Raw genomic sequence first — 17,182 nt, 5'->3', positions numbered from 1 at the left:
GCATGCAGAATATGTACTTGATATTTCAGCTAGCCTAATTGTAGATACTGATGTCTTAATTGGTTTATCTATTAAAAGTCCTTAACGAAACCCCAATCCATCACTTTTTATTTGTTTCTTTGCACCAAATTCGGGTATAGTGTTGTCTTGTCATTCGAGGCAGCACTTAATTTTGCTTAGATAGTTAATGGAGAAACTCAGTATAAATGCTTGTCCGGTGTGTGGCGGTGCGCACTTGAAACGCGTCATGACTTGTACGGATTTTTATGCTTCGGGCGAACAGTTTGAACTGTATTCGTGTGAGGACTGTGGATTTACATTCACACAAGGAGTCCCCGTGGAAGCAGAGATAGGCAAGTATTATGAGACTCCCGACTATATCTCTCACACTGATACGCGCAAAGGCGCGATGAATAATATCTACCATTATGTACGTTCCTATATGCTGGGCCGCAAAGCGCGCCTGGTAGCCAAGGAAGCGCATCGTAAAACGGGGCGTTTGCTTGATATAGGTACAGGAACCGGTTACTTTTCCGACACGATGGTTCGCCGGGGCTGGAAAGTGGAGGCGGTGGAGAAAAGTCCGCAGGCACGTGAGTTTGCGAAGTTGCATTTCGATCTGGACGTAAAGCCCGAATCGGCTTTGAAAGAGTTTGCTCCCGGCAGCTTTGATGTTATCACTCTTTGGCATGTGATGGAACATTTGGAACACCTTGATGAAGTGTGGCAGCGACTTCATGAGTTGCTGACAGAAAAAGGAGTATTGATTGTAGCCGTACCCAACTGCTCTTCTTATGATGCTCAACGCTACGGCGAGTATTGGGCGGCATACGACGTTCCCCGTCATCTCTGGCATTTCACTCCGGGCACTATACAACAATTGGCTTCCCGTCATGGCTTTATTATGGCGGCGCGTCATCCGATGCCGTTCGATGCGTTCTACGTATCCATGTTGAGCGAGAAACATCGTGGCAGTTCGTGCAGTTTCCTGAAAGGGATGTTTGCTGGAACGTTAGCGTGGTTTAATGCTTTAGGACGAAAAGAACGCAGTAGTTCCATGATTTATGTATTCCGAAAAAAGAGATAACGCATGGGAAATCAAAACAAATATAAGTCAGGTTCAATCTTCGACATGCAGTTCATCACGTCGAGTATCAGTACGACACTGGTGTTGCTGTTGTTAGGACTGGTTGTCTTTTTCGTATTGACGGCGCACAATCTTTCCGTATATGTCCGTGAGAATATCAGTTTCTCCGTTCTTATCAGTGACGACATGAAAGAAGCGGATATACTGAAACTTCAGAAGAAACTGAATCAGGAACCTTTCGTGAAACAATCCGAATATATCTCTAAAAAACAAGCACTGAAAGAACAGACAGAGGCAATGGGAACCGACCCGGAAGAATTCCTGGGCTATAACCCCTTTACCGCTTCCATCGAAATCAAGCTTCATTCCGACTATGCCAATTCCGACAGCATCGCGAAGATAGAGAAAATGATTAAAAAGAACACCAATATTCAAGATGTGCTCTATCGAAAGGAACTGATTGACGCTGTGAATGATAACATACGAAATATCAGCCTGGTGCTGCTCGCTCTGGCAGTGGTGCTCACTTTTATTTCTTTTGCTCTGATAAACAATACAATAAGGCTGGCCATCTACTCGAAACGCTTCCTCATTCATACAATGAAACTGGTAGGGGCGAGTTGGGGATTCATCCGAGGACCATTCCTCCGAAAGAATGTATGGAGCGGAATACTGGCAGCCATTGTTGCCGATTCCGTATTGATGGGAACCGCCTATTGGGCGGTGACGTACGAGCAGGAATTGCTTCAGGTCATCACGCCTGAAGTCATGTTGATTGTCTGTGCAAGCGTATTGGTATTTGGAATTGTAATAACGTGGCTATGCGCCTATTTCTCGATGAATAAATACTTGAGAATGAAAGCAAACAGCCTGTACTATATTTAGCGGATGGCGAACGGCTGATTGCAAACCTGTGTTTGTGTGTGGTTAGCATCCGTAACGCCCGGCTGATAGATTAAGGGAATGATTGTAATTAGTAATTTGTAATTAAATAAACTATGTCTGACAAGCAGAAATTTGCCTTTGATAAAGTGAACTTTATCTTGCTCGCGATAGGGATGGCGATTGTTATTATCGGCTTTCTATTGATGACGGGACCTACATCGTCCGAAACCTCTTTTGAACCCGATATTTTCAGTGTACGCAGAATCAAGGTAGCGCCGGTTGTTTGCCTGTTTGGCTTCTTGTCTATGATTTACGCTGTATTACGCAAACCTAAAACACAAAAAACAGAAGAATAAAGATGGGGGATTTAACGACATTTGAGACGATTATTATTGCTATTGTAGAAGGATTGACAGAGTTTCTTCCGGTTTCTTCTACGGGACACATGATTATTACGCAAAACATTTTAGGAGTAGAAAGTACTGAATTTGTAAAAGCGTTTACTGTCATTATCCAGTTTGGCGCGATTCTTTCAGTGGTTTGTCTTTATTGGAAGCGTTTTTTCCGGTTGAATCATACACCGGCTCCTGCGGGTGCTTCCGCATTGAAGTGTTTTCTGCATAAATTTGATTTCTACTGGAAATTACTGGTAGCTTTTATTCCTGCCGCCATTTTGGGATTCCTGTTCAGCGATAAGATAGACGAGATGCTGGAGAGTGTAGCAATAGTGGCAGTGATGTTGGTGATTGGTGGTATATTCATGCTGTTCTGCGATAAGATTTTTTCGAAAGGAAGCGAAGATACGGTGCTGACAGAAAGAAAGGCATTCAATATCGGTTTGTTTCAGTGCATTGCCATGATACCGGGGGTATCCCGTTCGATGGCTACCATTGTCGGAGGTATGGCCCAGAAGCTGACTCGCAAGGATGCTGCCGAGTTTTCATTCTTCCTTGCCGTGCCAACCATGTTTGCGGCAACCGGTTACAAGGTGTTGAAACTCTTTCTGGATGGCGGTACGGAGATTCTTGTCAACAATATGCCGGCACTTATTATAGGTAATGTAGTAGCTTTTATCGTCGCTTTGCTGGCTATCAAATTCTTTATTAGCTTCGTTACGAAATATGGCTTTAAGGCATTTGGCTGGTACAGAATTATTGTTGGCGGAACCATTTTGGTAATGCTGCTGCTTGGATACAACTTAGAAATTGGCTGATGAATTTTAAAAAAGGAGAAGTACTGTTTTTCAATAAACCTTTCGGATGGACTTCATTTAAAGTAGTAGGGCACGCCCGCTATCATATTTGCCGTCGGATCGGAGTGAAAAAACTAAAAGTCGGGCATGCCGGAACACTGGACCCTCTTGCAACAGGGGTGATGATTGTATGTACAGGCAAGGCAACCAAACGAATAGAAGAGTTTCAATATCATACGAAGGAGTACGTAGCAACGTTGCGCTTGGGCGCTACTACCCCGTCATACGATTTGGAACATGAAATAGATGCCACCTACCCTACCGAGCATATCACAAGGGAACTGGTGGAAGAAGTGCTGACGCACTTTATCGGTGCCATCGATCAGGTCCCCCCTGCCTTCTCTGCCTGTATGGTAGACGGCAAGCGTGCTTATGAACTGGCCCGGAAAGGAGAAGAAGTCGAACTAAAAGCAAAACAGCTTGTTATCGACGAGATTGAATTGCTGGAATGTCGCCTGGATGATCCGGAACCGATGATTCAAATCCGTGTCGTATGCAGCAAAGGGACTTATATCCGCGCCTTGGCCCGCGACATCGGCGAAGCACTCCATAGCGGAGCTCACCTGACAGGATTGATCCGTACCCGTGTAGGTGATGTCCGGTTGGAAGACTGTCTGAATCCCGAACACTTTAAAGAGTGGATCGACGGACAGGAGATAGAAAATGAGGAAGAAAATAATTAACGTAATAAGGAATAGATATGAAATTATCACAATTCAAATTTAAGTTACCCGAGGATAAGATCGCTCTACATCCTATGAAATATAGGGATGAGTCTCGTTTGATGGTATTGCATCGTAATACAGGTAAGATTGAGCACAAGATGTTCAAAGATGTGTTGGACTACTTTGATGATAAAGATGTGTTTATATTCAACGATACGAAGGTATTCCCTGCCCGCTTGTATGGTAACAAGGAAAAGACAGGTGCTCGTATCGAAGTATTCTTGTTGCGTGAGTTGAATGAAGAGCTTCGTTTGTGGGACGTATTGGTCGATCCGGCACGTAAGATACGTATCGGTAACAAGCTGTATTTCGGGCCGGACGATTCAATGGTGGCTGAAGTGATTGATAACACCACTTCTCGCGGACGTACGCTCCGTTTTCTTTATGACGGACCTCATGACGAGTTCAAAAAGGCACTGTATTCTCTGGGTGAAACTCCACTCCCCCATTCTATTATCAACCGTCCCGTAGAACCGGAAGATGCTGAACGCTTCCAGTCTATTTTTGCAAAGAACGAGGGTGCGGTGACTGCTCCGACTGCTAGTTTGCACTTCAGCCGTGAGTTGATGAAACGTCTGGAAATCAAAGGTGTGGACTTTGCATATATCACTTTGCACGCTGGTCTGGGTAACTTCCGCGACATCGACGTAGAGGACTTGACGAAGCATAAGATGGATTCGGAACAAATGTTTGTAAACGAAATGGCGGTGAAAACCGTGAATCGTGCCAAAGATAACGGTAGAAATGTATGTGCGGTAGGTACGACAGTGATGCGTGCTATTGAAAGCGCAGTCAGCACTGACGGACATCTCAAGGAATTTGAAGGATGGACTAACAAGTTTATCTTCCCTCCGTATGAATTTACCGTAGCCAATTCAATGATTTCCAATTTCCACATGCCGCTTTCTACCTTACTGATGATTGTAGCTGCTTTTGGTGGTTATGACCAGGTGATGGATGCTTATCATGTAGCATTGAAAGAAGGTTACCGTTTCGGCACGTATGGAGATGCAATGCTGATTTTGGACAAATAATGGCAAAAGTTTATCTGGGACTCGGCACTAACCTTGGGGATAAAGAACAAAATCTTCGGGATGCCGTGCAGAAAATAGAAGAGCAGGTGGGGAAAATCGTTTCCCTGTCTGCTTTTTACATAACTGCCCCTTGGGGATTTTCTTCCGATAACAGTTTCCTGAATGCAGCGGTTTGTGTAGATACCGAATTGGCTCCCATAGACGTTTTACAGAGAACGCAGGCGATTGAACAGAAATTGGGACGTACGAAGAAATCCGTTAACGGCATATATAGCGACCGCCTGATTGATATTGACTTGTTGCTTTATGATGATTTGATACTTTCCACCACTTCTCCTTCAGGAGCAAAGTTGATCCTCCCCCATCCGTTGATGGCAGAACGTGACTTCGTCATGAAACCACTGGCGGAAATTGCTCCCGGATTAGTGCATCCGGTACTTGGAAAAACGATAAAGGAGCTTACTTCTTCTTTTTCTCCGCAATAAAGACCGGTAAATAGGCAATGCATCCTATCAATACTGCATACAGCAAATGAATCTCCTGAAACGGCTTGTCGATGAAATGGCAAACAATGGCGTAGATAGCAATCGTGAAGCCTATATAAAGAGCCAGCACCAAAAGCGTTTTTAATTTCTTATTTAGAATCATTATAAATCTATTTATGTGTTAAATACAGGGCAAAGATACTCATTATCTCCGAAATCTCTTTATCTTTGCAACCGAAATGAAAGTGTGGACAGATTTGAGTAGCTTGCAACCACGGAAAAAAATGCTAAAACACGTCTGATTGACGCCTTTCGGTTTATCCTTTGCAGCACTCGCCTCTCCTACTCTCTCTCATTTTTTAATTTTCAATTTTTAATTCTTAATTTAAAAAGATGGGATACTTATTTACATCCGAATCGGTGTCAGAAGGACACCCCGACAAGGTAGCCGATCAAATATCGGATGCTGTGCTTGACAAACTGTTGGCTTACGACCCCAGTTCGAAAGTAGCTTGCGAAACACTAGTGACTACCGGACAAGTGGTGCTAGCGGGTGAAGTGAAAACAAAAGCGTACGTTGACCTCCAGCTCATCGCGCGCGAAGTGATTAAGAAAATCGGTTATACCAAAGGAGAGTACATGTTCGAAAGTAACTCTTGTGGCGTACTTTCCGCTATTCATGAGCAAAGTCCTGATATCAACCGTGGTGTAGAGCGTCAGGACCCGATGGAACAGGGTGCAGGCGACCAGGGTATGATGTTTGGCTACGCTACCAATGAAACGGAAAACTATATGCCGCTTTCTCTTGATCTGGCACACCGCATTCTGCAAGTGCTGGCCGACATTCGTCGTGAAGGAAAGGTGATGACTTACCTCCGCCCCGATGCCAAAAGCCAGGTTACTATCGAATATGATGACAACGGAACTCCTGTTCGCATCGATACAATCGTTGTTTCTACGCAACATGATGACTTTATCCAACCGGAAGATGATTCTCAAGCCGCCCAGCTGAAAGCTGACGAAGAAATGCTGTCTATCATCCGCCGTGATGTGATTGAAATTCTGATGCCTCGTGTCATTGCTTCTATCCATCACGATAAAGTGTTGGCACTGTTTAATGATAAAATCATTTATCATGTGAATCCTACGGGCAAGTTCGTAATTGGTGGTCCTCACGGAGATACCGGTTTGACAGGTCGTAAGATTATCGTTGATACTTATGGTGGTAAAGGTGCTCACGGTGGTGGTGCTTTCTCCGGAAAAGATCCTAGCAAGGTAGACCGTAGTGCAGCTTATGCAGCACGCCATATCGCAAAGAATATGGTTGCGGCAGGTGTAGCAGATGAAATGCTTGTACAGGTGAGCTATGCTATCGGTGTGGCTCGTCCGATCAATATTTTTGTAGATACTTATGGCCGTTCCCACGTTAACATGACGGATGGTGAGATTGCCCGCGTTATCGATCAGTTGTTCGATCTTCGCCCGAAAGCAATCGAAGAACGTCTGAAACTTCGTAATCCTATTTATCAGGAAACAGCCGCTTATGGTCACATGGGACGTGAACCGCAAGTGATAACGAAGAAGTTTTCTTCTCGTTACGAAGGAGATAAAACAGTGGAAGTGGAACTCTTTACATGGGAGAAACTCGACTACGTAGATAAAATTAAAGCTGCTTTTGGTCTGTAAAACAGTCTGAAAGCGAGCTTAGCTCATTCGATAAGAGCCACAATCTCAACTCCTTCTAGTAGGATATGAGGTTGTGGCTCTTGATTTTAAATAAGTTATATTTAAATAAATATCTTTTGGATATTAAACTTCTTTTGCCAGAATTTGCTACTTTTGACCTGTAAATAAACGGACTGCCTAATGAAAACAAGATGTTGTTATCCTAAACGCTATTTATTGTTGTTCTTTAGTTTACTTGTCAGCGTAGGTAGCATTCTGATGTCTGTCTCTCTATCTTCCTGCTCTTCTTCGGTGAAGAGTCCATTGCTACTATCTGCTGACTCATTGATGGAAATATATCCTGATAGTGCATTATCCATTTTGGAATCAATTTCCTCCCCACAGAAATTACCATGTGCTGACAGAGCACTTTATGCGCTATTGCTTACGCAAGCAAGGCATAAAAATTATATTGCTTTAGGAGATGACTCGCTGATAAAAACGGCTGTTGAATACTATGGTGATAAGAAGAAAAGTGTACGTGCTGCAAAAGCTCATTATTATTGGGGAGCTACTTATGGTGAGAAGGGGTATACTTCATTTGCTGTAGACGAGTATCTGACGGCAATTCGGTTGATGCCTGTTAGGGATGAATTCTTAGCAATGATTTATGATAATCTTGCGGACTGTTATGAAAAAGATGAATTAGATAATGTAGCAATGGAAGCTTATCGCGCTGCTTATCAGATATTAAAAGGAAAAAGTGGACAAATATATCCAATGCGAGGTATTGCGCGTATGTTTTTGTTGCAAAATAGGAAGGATAGCGCATTGTTTTATTATCAGCAAGCGCTTGATTGTGCATTGGCGGATAAAGACTCTAGCTTGATAGGGGCTCTTTATCATGATTTTGCTATGGTTTATAATGAAAAAAAAGATTATATTCTGGCAAATCAATATGTATCGAAGGCAATTATGATACAAGGGGAGGGTGCTGTTAATGCTTGTTTGTCAAAAGCCCAAATTATGTTGAACTTGAATCAGCTTGATTCTGCCAGCTATTTTTATAATAAGAATATGAGCCAACTTGATATTTATGGAAAAGCCGTTTGTTATGATGGAATGTATCAAATAGCAAAGAAAAAAGGGGAGTGGAAAGTTGCAACAGAGAATATGGATATATACAAAGTTCTTTATGATTCAATTCAGATAATGACCGATAATGAGGAACTTAATCGGCTTATGGATAAACATCAATTAGAAGAGCATAAAAGGTTATTGTCAGAACATGCTAAAACGTTGGTTTTTACTTTAGTTGCTGTATTTTTCTTTTTGATGATTATATGTGTCTTTTGTTTTATGTGGAATGATAGAAAAAGAAAGAAGTATTATATAGCTTTGCAACATGAATTAACTCAAAAGAGAGTCGATACTATGCTGTTGAAAGACGAAGAGGTTTCAGAATCTAATAAAGAGCATATAGATAAGAAAAGGTCAGAGTTGACAGAACAACAAATCCAATTGTGTGTATCGGTACTGAAAACTACCGATTGCTACGATCAATTAGAGACATTGGAAAAGGCAACTCCTAAACAGTTGTTGGCGATGCGTAGTTTAAGGAAGGATATACGTTCTACTATTTCTAATGCATTTGTTGATGTGATGGTAAATTTGAAAGAGCGCTACCCAACATTGACTGGTGATGATGTCTTTTATTGTGTCCTTTCATTGCTTTATTGTTCAAAAACTGTCATGATGGAGTTGATGGATGCAACTTCAGATGCTCTTAAAACACGTAAAAATCGCATAAAGAATAAAGTCGATGCTCAACTTTTCGAACGTGTATTTGGAGCTGATAATCAGTGATATGTAATGCTTAATCTCTGCTTATCTTTTTTTTAAATAGGGTCTTGTTACCATTGTTACCACGTAAAAATCGTTTCTTTTGCTGCATCTGTGTATTTTTGGAGCTAAATTTTAAACCCATTTATTATGAAAGCTAAATTTTTACCTCTTTTATTGTTGGCTATTTTACTTCAAGTAAGTATGTTCTCTTTTGCGAATGAAATGACATCTGCGCGTCGAATCAGACTAAAAAATAAAACTGAGGTACAACATCGGTCTATCCCTGTTACTCCTGATGCTTGTATTGAAAACTCATTGTTGTCTATTGACCTTCTTTCTACTGTTCCTACTGTAACTGTAATTATAAAGAATGCAGAAACAGATGAAGTTGTTTATACATCTACTGATTTAAATGTAGATAAGGTTTATATTGATCTTACAGGTGAGGAGAAAGGTAAATATACTTTGGAGATACAACTTCCAAAGGAGGCTTTTACTGGAGATTTTGAATTAGAATAAATCTTTGAAATATATATTATTTGCAACTAACATAATGATGATATACCTAAATCATTAACTGATGAAGCCCCGCTGTTGAAATATATGGCGCATTGCTGAAATGACGATTTAGATGACCGAAAGGGGAAAGAATCGGTTAACTTTTATTCGTGGGCTTAATAAGCCTTGTGAAAGGCCCATTAAGGTATATTGAAACGTAAAATTAAAATCACTTTTTTTAATTGTGTGCTGAAATACTACTGGTAGGGTGTTCGAACGATTTTATAGTTCGGATAATAAAGTTCATTCAGCAACAATGTGATACACCTGTTAGTAGATGAGAAATCTGTGATAGATGTATTCTCTGTGAGAAAAGCTCTTGGACTTCTTATTTTAGAAGTCCAAGATTTTTTTTAGAGAGAGTATGATGGAAGAAATGGCTGACGAAGAAAAAGTGTCTTTTGAACTATTCAAATATATTATTTGGATTATTTGTGAGGTAATTTCTGTGTGTTACCTCTTGTTACTTATTTTGTGTGATACTGTTACTTCTGTTACCAAGTAAAATTCGTTCCTTTCCTTATACCTGCATACCTTTGGCATAAATCTTTAACACACAGGCATTATGGAAACGAAACTTCTATTCTTTTTATTGTCAGGTATTTTATTCCAATCAAATATAGGTATATATATGATGGAGCAAACCGAGAAATGTCAGGTTACTTTGAAGATTGCTATTCAAATGCACTCGCATTCTATTTCTATTTTTCCTAATAACTTCTGGAGGAGTTCGTAGATGTTGCTTAGTTGGCATTTACATTAACTGTTATTATGACTATTCCAAAAATGTAGAATGGGATGAATAATTAATTTATCCTGTTAGATGGATATTGTCATTATGTATTTGGGTAAAAATACTTTTCTGAGTTTTCTCTCTTAAATAAAAACAAATCTAAATTTAACCAAGATGAAAGAAAAATTATTGATTTTGGGAGCAATGGTGGCTTTGTGCTGCTCTTGTGCGGGGAATTCTGTATTATTAGATACGGAATCCGAATTGAACGGCTTGAACAATGAGTATGAGCTAGGTACGTTGGAAGTGAGTGATAATGGTCTAAAATGCGAAACTTTGGGTGATGAAGATTCTATTCAGGTTTTGAAGGACAATTATATCGCGGAAATTATGGGACGTATGGAAGTTGCTAAAGAGAAGGTAATGCGTACGGCTTATGGTGCAACATCGCCTAGGGTCGGAGTTTTCAGGGTTGGTTCTTGTGGTAATTACAAGTATTTATCAATAAAAATTGATTGTGAAAACGGAAATAGTAAAACTAGCGTAAGTGGTAATGTTGGAGATACGTATGTTGATGGTGGAGATAATATGCGTCTCGAATTTTGTATGGTGGATGCGGGATTTCGTTATCCGGGGGGAGTCTTTTTGTTTGAGGATGTACCTTTAGAGACCATGACATTGGTCCGTTATCATGATACGGAAGATGGTGGTCATAATGGCGTGTGGTCTGATGATCCTAATTATTATGATGTAATGCATATTTCTGGAATGTCTAAATTAGATTCTAATGCTACATTGGCATGGAATATAAATAGGAATATGACTAAATGGGGCGATATTCCAGTGGGACCTGCAGGTATTAATTATGGGGTCATTGCTCCTGCTGAAATGGCTTCAGGTAATTTGTATTTTGATGATGAAGATCATAATAATAAGAATTGGGCACAAGTTTGGTTAGGACCCCAAAACCAATATGAACCGCATGGTACATATTATGGAGTCCAGCTGGATCGAAATACAAGATATCACGTATGCCTTAATACGGATAAAACCAATTTCACAAAATTGGTGCGATCAGCTATCTAATTATTAATTTGTTTATAATCAATTCTTATTGGTAAAACTTACCAATAAGAATTGATTTAATTAGCACATAGACATGAAAATATTGTATTTCTTTCTCTTCTCTTTTCTTTTTATTGCTTGCAATACTCCTGTTATAAATAAGAATGATGTTGTTGCAGAAGTGAATGGAGAACAGATTCTTCTTTCAGAATTGGCGTCTCAAAGTAAACAAGAGATTTTTGATATATTGAATACAGCGTATGAAATCAAAAGTCGGGTACTTGCAGGTCTGATCAAACAGAAACTGTTAGAAGATGCAGCCAAAAAAGAAAACATGTCTTTGGAAGAGTTTATCGATTGGTTTGTTCAGCAGAAAATATGTGTAGGGCAGGATAGTTTGAAAAAACGATATGGATTTAATACACAAAGCTTTTATGTAAAAGGTGAATTAATCCCGTTAGTGAAAGGTTCTTTGGAGGAGAAACTATCTTATCAACAGAAACTTCGGAGTCGGATTGTTCAGGCATTGGTTGATTCTTTATATCAAAAGGCGGATATTAAAAGATTTTTATATCCTCCAAAACAGCCGGAATGTGTTGTGAGGGATTTGTGTGTATATTATAGGGGGAATTTAGACTCTCCTGTTTCTTTTATTGTTGCCTCTGATTATAATTGTGAGCGCTGTGTACAATTTGAAAAGACATTGTCCAAGCTCTATGATAATTATAAAGAGCGGGTTAAATTTGGTTTTGTGCATTTTGCAGATGCTCCTTCGTTAGCAGCTTTGGCATGTGAGGCTGCTGGTGAGCAAAAACAATTCTGGACTTTTCATGATACTATATTTAACTATTCAGGAGTAGCAGATTCCGCTTTTATATATAACTTAGCAAAGTCTAAAAGATTGAATATGACAGAATTTGATGCCTACTTACATTCTTCTGACAAATATAAGGAGATGGATAAGGTCATCAATCAGTTAGTAGAAAGGGGGCTGATGGCTACTCCTACCATCATAATTAATGATCGTTTGGTGTACGTCACAAACAGCTATGAAGAATTGTCCAGACTATTGGAGTATGAACTATAACACAAAAGATAAAAGATGAGACTTTACTTTAATCTGAATAAGATAACTTATCTGTTTCTAATGCAGGCTTTATATCTTTGTATTGCTTGTGAGGAGCCGTTTGATGTAGGTATGCCGATCCCGGAAGATGCCATAGTATTTGATGGAGTGATAACCGATGAACCCCCACCCTATTATTTTGTATTAAGTAAACCGTCAACTAAACTGAAATACCCTGAAAATCGTAGTTTTGATAGGATTAATGATGCAGAAATTGTTATTGTTGATTTGACAACAGGTATAAGAGATACATTACAGAATGCCAAATTGACTGGTTATCAGGATTTTCGATTTTATGATCACTATAGAGATAAAGATGTTACTGTTTATATGAAATGGCTTCCTGGTGAAACGCCTGGTGGACTTTATGTTACTAATAAGATTTATGGAGTTGAAAATCATACCTACGAACTTCATATCAAATACAAAGGAAAGGAATATACAGCATGTGAGCGGATGGTGCCTAAAACTCCAATAGACAAAATAGTAATGAAACGTATTGATACTGGAGAAGGTGAACCTAATGAAACTCCATGTATCAGTTTTTATAATCCTCCTGAAGAGCATAACTATTATTTGCTTAAAACAGATTTTTGTTCTTCAAAAGTGCTTCGTGTCGCATCTGTTTATAATCTATATTATGGAACAACGAATAGTGCCGGTTGGCCATATTCTATTTTGGATGATGAATATTTGGCGGAAAATGTGATAGACTATGTTGTGAGCGAGGGAGAGCAGTTTGTACTCCCTAATCGTCCGGGGTTTAGCTATCCTGTAAGTGATTCCATTTGGATAAAAATGCAGTCCATATCTGAAAATTGCTATCAGGTGTTTGATCAAATGATTAAGCAAATACGTTCGGATGGTGGAACTTTCTCTCCGCGTCCGACCTCTGTAAAAAGTAACATTGATAATGGTGCTTATGGAATATTCCGTGTCAGTGCTATCTCTGAAATCTATTTTTATAAGAAACATAGGATTTGATGGAAAAATACCTGTTATTATTTATATTATCCTGCTGTGGAAATTTCACCATATGTAATGCTCAGACGATTACTGTCAGAGGTCGTGTGACCGACAGAAAAACCGGAGAAGTGCTCTCGGATGCTAACATTGGAGACCTGATGTCGAGAACAGGAGTAGCTGCCAATACGTATGGGCTATATTCCATTCGTATTAAAGGTGGACGTTGTGTCTTAAGATGTTCGATGCTGGGCTATGTAACCCAAATGGATACGTTGACTCTGACTGCAAATTCGGTTCATAATTTTGCTTTGATGCCCGATAACTATCAACTAAGTGATGTAGAGGTAATGGGAAATCAGAAAGCAGGAGGACAGTTGACATTGAACCAGAAAGATATTCAGGCACTTCCCACTTTAGGAAGTGAACCTGATGTATTGAAGTCATTACAATATCTTCCGGGAGTCATTAGTGGCAATGAAGGTTCCAATAATATATCTGTTCGAGGGAGTAATCAATGGGGTAACTTGATATTGCTGGATGAGGCAATGGTTTATAACCCGAATCATGCATTGTCTTTCTTTTCTGTGTTCAATAACGACGCTATACAGCAAGTGAGTCTTTATAAATCTTATTTTCCATTGAAGTATGGTGGAAGAACTTCGTCTGTTATTGATGTCAAAATGCGCGAAGGAAACAATCAGGAGAAACACCGGAGTGCTACAATTGGAGTTATCGCTTCTAAAATCCAGTTGGAAGGTCCGATAAAGAAAGGGAAAACATCTTACCTGGTAGCTGGTAGATTTGCTTATCCGGGAGCTGTACTTAACGTACTGAAACAGTTTCGTGGTACTAAAATGAGCTTTTATGATGTAAACGCCAAAATTAATTCTACATTAAATGACCGGAACCGGATTTTCTTTTCAGTATATAATGGCGGCGATCATACTTTTTTTAATCAGCTGGTACGCGGTTATGGCATGAACTGGGGAAATACTACCGCTACTTTTCGATGGAACCGCGTCTGGACAGATCAATTGTCGGGAAACTTCAGTGCTATTTTTAGTAATTATTATTATCGCTATAAATCAATAACGGATGGAATGAAGTTCTTGTGGAAATCGAATATCCAATCTTATCAATTGAAGTATGATGCGGATTATGCTGTTAATAATGCGTTACATATCAGGAGCGGACTCTCTGCGCATGTGTTTACCACAATGCCCGGAAGTATTAGCAGTTGGGGGGATTTTAGTAATGTTGTTCCCTACCGGATGGACAGGCGGTCTTTATTGGATATGGCAGCCTATGGAGAAGCGACTTATAAAATTTCATCGGCATGGCAGTTGAATGGGGGAATCCGTTTACCTGTTTTTTACACTCCTAAAGTTGGAGAACTCAAACAAAAGTGTTACATAATACCTGAACCGAGAGCCGAGTTGTTCTACTTCCCCGGAACCGGAAACCGTTTGCACGCGGCTTTCACGCAGTCTTCACAAAACCTGCATATGTTGTCTAATTCCTCTGTGGGTATTCCTTCTGATATGTGGATACCTGCTAATGGACAACTGAAACCTGCAGTGATGAAGCAAGTGGCTTTGGGATATGAGAGAAGCCTGGCGAAAGGAATGTATACTCTCTCTCTGGAGACTTATTATAGAAAGACCAACCATATCGTTGATTTTGTAGATAATGCGAATATCTTTTTGAATAATCAGATAGAAACACAGTTGACTACTGGTTACTCAAAGGCCTATGGAGCGGAATTTTATATATCTAAAAACAGTGGGCGGCTAACCGGATGGATTAGCTATACCTTTTCACGTGCCCGGAATTATATTGCTACTCTTGGAGATAAAGAATATCCGCCTGTCTATGATCGTCCACATAGCTTGAAGATATTTCTGAATTATGAGGCCGGACGTAAGCGGAGGTGTGCTTTTGCAGCTACCTTCTCGTACAATTCAGGGATGAATCTGACATTGCCTATTGCTCATTACCGGGTGAACGGTACAGCTTTCTATATCTATTCTACAAGAAATGGTTATCGTGCTCCTGCCTTTCATGAATTGAATTTATCCATGACTTGTAAAACTGGCAAAAGAGGTCGATTGATTCTTTCTGTGATGAATGTATATAACAGAAAAAATGTGTTTACTATCTATACGAGTAGAGATGACTATGATTTCTCTGATATTGGCATGCATAAAATGTATTTGTATGGTGCACTGCCATCTATCTCTTATCAATTTACATTTTAGTTAGTTTGAACTATAGTCTGTTATTCTATGTTTTTTTGTACTTTTGCACTCGTTACAACCATAAACCCCGTAAAGAGTGATGAACCAGATAAATTCCGTATGCGTATATAGCGCTTCCAGTACCAAGATAGATGCTGTTTACTTTCAAGCAGCCGAGACTCTCGGCCGTCTGTTTGCCGAACACCATATCCGTTTGATAAACGGAGCTGGAAGTATCGGTCTGATGTGCTCTGTGGCAGATGCTGTGTTGAAAAATGGCGGTGAAGTGACCGGAGTGATTCCCCGCTTCATGGTGGAACAAAACTGGCATCATACTGGACTGACAGAGCTGATCGAGGTAGAATCCATGCACGAACGCAAACAGAAGATGGCCAATTTGAGTGATGGTATCATCGCTTTGCCGGGTGGATGCGGTACCCTTGAAGAATTGCTGGAAATTATCACTTGGAAACAATTGGGGTTGTATCTCAATCCGATTATAATTCTCAATACAAACAGATTTTTCGATCCATTGCTCGAAATGCTTGAAAAAGCAATCGATGAAAACTTTATGCGACGCCAACACGGTGATATATGGAAAGTGGCGCAGACACCGGAAGAAGCAGTTCAGCTGCTTTATGAGACTCCTGTATGGGATATTTCCATTCGTAAATTTGCAGCGATATGATAGGTGATACACTAAGTTCCCAGAACACGGATACCTTGTCTCTTCTCCAGCAGAAACAGATTAGTCCGGCAAAGGCAGACAGTGATAGCCTGCAGTTGGCCGATCTTCATGCTGTACAAGAGGTTGATTCTGGCTTTGAAGGAACCCCTATCTCCTACTCTCCCCGTACGGATGATGCTATTGCGCTGACATTGCTGGTTTGCTTCTTTCTCTCCTCCATTGCCTTGGCACGTGGAAAGAAATTTCTCTCCCAACAGGTGAAAGACTTTGTGTTACATCGCGAACGGACGAGCATTTTTGATAGCTCTACGGCGGCTGATGTGCGTTATCTCCTTGTGCTTGTATTGCAGACCTGTGTCTTGTCGGGCATCACATTTCTCAATTATTTTCATGATACATGTCCTGCTCTGATGGACCATGTATCCTCCCTCCTTTTGCTGGGTATTTACGTTGGTTTTTGCCTCGCTTATTTCTTACTAAAATGGTTGCTTTATATGTTTCTGGGGTGGACGTTTTTTGATAAAAATAAGACAAATATATGGCTGGAATCGTATTCTGCGCTCATATATTATGTCGGATTTGCCCTTTTTCCGTTCGTTCTTTTCCTGGTTTATTTTGATTTGAGTCTAACGAATTTGGTTATAATTGGGTCTATTATTTTAATTTTCACTAAAATATTGATGTTTTATAAGTGGATAAAGCTTTTTTTTCATCAATTTAGCGGGCTTTTCCTATTAATTTTGTACTTTTGCGCTCTTGAAATAGTACCTTGTCTTTTACTGTATCAGGGTATGATTCAAATGAACAATATTTTGCTAATAAAATTTTAGG

17 protein-coding genes are annotated in these 17,182 nt (G+C 40.0%); 16 read left to right on the top strand and 1 reads right to left on the bottom strand.

Translation table 11 applies throughout. From position 1 onward, the window contains the following. Positions 1–187 precede the first annotated feature (187 nt). From AB5217_RS02280 to folK, 7 genes are all read left to right on the top strand, one after another. A complete protein-coding gene (locus AB5217_RS02280) occupies positions 188–1,087 on the top strand; it encodes a methyltransferase domain-containing protein (RefSeq protein WP_004324184.1) in 900 nt (299 codons plus the stop codon). Between the two features lie 3 nt (positions 1,088–1,090). Continuing rightward, the gene (locus AB5217_RS02275) at positions 1,091–1,972 is read left to right on the top strand and encodes a cell division protein FtsX (RefSeq protein WP_004298879.1); all 882 of its coding nucleotides are present in this window, start codon (positions 1,091–1,093) and stop codon (positions 1,970–1,972) included. A gap of 113 nt (positions 1,973–2,085) precedes the next feature. After that, positions 2,086–2,328 carry a DUF3098 domain-containing protein gene (locus AB5217_RS02270; protein ID WP_004298881.1) on the top strand — a complete coding sequence of 81 codons (243 nt, stop codon included), beginning with the start codon at positions 2,086–2,088 and terminating at the stop codon, positions 2,326–2,328. Between the two features lie 2 nt (positions 2,329–2,330). Further along, the gene (locus tag AB5217_RS02265) at positions 2,331–3,185 is read left to right on the top strand and encodes an undecaprenyl-diphosphate phosphatase (RefSeq protein WP_004298884.1); all 855 of its coding nucleotides are present in this window, start codon (positions 2,331–2,333) and stop codon (positions 3,183–3,185) included. Continuing rightward, a complete protein-coding gene (truB, locus tag AB5217_RS02260; protein ID WP_004298886.1) occupies positions 3,185–3,907 on the top strand; it encodes a tRNA pseudouridine(55) synthase TruB in 723 nt (240 codons plus the stop codon). The genes AB5217_RS02265 and truB overlap by 1 nt, the downstream gene beginning before the upstream one ends. Before the next feature lie 17 nt (positions 3,908–3,924). After that, the gene (gene queA, locus AB5217_RS02255) at positions 3,925–4,983 is read left to right on the top strand and encodes a tRNA preQ1(34) S-adenosylmethionine ribosyltransferase-isomerase QueA (protein WP_004298889.1); all 1,059 of its coding nucleotides are present in this window, start codon (positions 3,925–3,927) and stop codon (positions 4,981–4,983) included. Further along, positions 4,983–5,468 (top strand): 2-amino-4-hydroxy-6-hydroxymethyldihydropteridine diphosphokinase, encoded by a 486-nt coding sequence (folK, locus tag AB5217_RS02250; protein ID WP_004298891.1) that lies wholly within the window; start codon positions 4,983–4,985, stop codon positions 5,466–5,468. Before queA ends, folK begins: the two co-directional genes overlap by 1 nt. Here folK and AB5217_RS02245 read toward each other — a convergent pair. Continuing rightward, entirely contained in the window at positions 5,443–5,631 is a 189-nt protein-coding gene (locus AB5217_RS02245; RefSeq protein WP_004302899.1) for a hypothetical protein, read from the bottom strand. The genes folK and AB5217_RS02245 overlap by 26 nt on opposite strands. 230 nt (positions 5,632–5,861) lie before the next feature. On the opposite strand from AB5217_RS02245, the gene metK reads away from it, so the two are divergent. The 9 genes from metK (at position 5,862) to AB5217_RS02200 (ending at position 17,181) form a co-directional block, all read left to right on the top strand. Continuing rightward, on the top strand, positions 5,862–7,154 hold the full coding sequence (gene metK / locus AB5217_RS02240) for a methionine adenosyltransferase (protein ID WP_004298895.1): 1,293 nt from the start codon (positions 5,862–5,864) through the stop codon (positions 7,152–7,154). Between the two features lie 180 nt (positions 7,155–7,334). Beyond that, complete coding sequence (locus AB5217_RS02235; protein ID WP_004322588.1) at positions 7,335–8,999, top strand: tetratricopeptide repeat protein; 1,665 nt, start codon at positions 7,335–7,337, stop codon at positions 8,997–8,999. 126 nt (positions 9,000–9,125) lie between these two features. Further along, complete coding sequence (locus AB5217_RS02230; RefSeq protein ID WP_004313687.1) at positions 9,126–9,497, top strand: DUF3244 domain-containing protein; 372 nt, start codon at positions 9,126–9,128, stop codon at positions 9,495–9,497. A gap of 946 nt (positions 9,498–10,443) precedes the next feature. Further along, positions 10,444–11,355 (top strand): hypothetical protein, encoded by a 912-nt coding sequence (locus tag AB5217_RS02225; RefSeq protein WP_004322586.1) that lies wholly within the window; start codon positions 10,444–10,446, stop codon positions 11,353–11,355. Positions 11,356–11,428: 73 nt separating this feature from the next. Continuing rightward, complete coding sequence (locus AB5217_RS02220) at positions 11,429–12,421, top strand: thioredoxin domain-containing protein (protein ID WP_004313690.1); 993 nt, start codon at positions 11,429–11,431, stop codon at positions 12,419–12,421. A 15-nt stretch (positions 12,422–12,436) separates the two neighbouring features. Then, positions 12,437–13,444, top strand: coding sequence for a DUF4249 family protein (locus AB5217_RS02215; protein ID WP_004313691.1), 1,008 nt, complete (start codon positions 12,437–12,439; stop codon positions 13,442–13,444). Beyond that, on the top strand, positions 13,444–15,684 hold the full coding sequence (locus AB5217_RS02210) for a carboxypeptidase-like regulatory domain-containing protein (RefSeq protein ID WP_004322584.1): 2,241 nt from the start codon (positions 13,444–13,446) through the stop codon (positions 15,682–15,684). The genes AB5217_RS02215 and AB5217_RS02210 overlap by 1 nt, the downstream gene beginning before the upstream one ends. Before the next feature lie 79 nt (positions 15,685–15,763). Next, on the top strand, positions 15,764–16,351 hold the full coding sequence (locus AB5217_RS02205; protein ID WP_004313693.1) for a TIGR00730 family Rossman fold protein: 588 nt from the start codon (positions 15,764–15,766) through the stop codon (positions 16,349–16,351). Beyond that, positions 16,348–17,181, top strand: a complete 834-nt coding sequence (locus tag AB5217_RS02200) for a DUF4271 domain-containing protein (protein WP_004324188.1) — start codon at positions 16,348–16,350, stop codon at positions 17,179–17,181. The genes AB5217_RS02205 and AB5217_RS02200 overlap by 4 nt, the downstream gene beginning before the upstream one ends. Position 17,182: the final 1 nt, after the last annotated feature.

The sequence above is a fragment of the Bacteroides sp. MSSM.1001136sp1_RTP21357st2_D2_RTP21359_211015 genome, from assembly GCF_040913205.1.
GTDB classification, from domain to species: Bacteria; Bacteroidota; Bacteroidia; order Bacteroidales; family Bacteroidaceae; genus Bacteroides; species Bacteroides ovatus.
The sequence above is the reverse complement of the archived record's forward strand: the minus strand, read 5'-3'. Positions and strand labels throughout refer to the sequence as shown.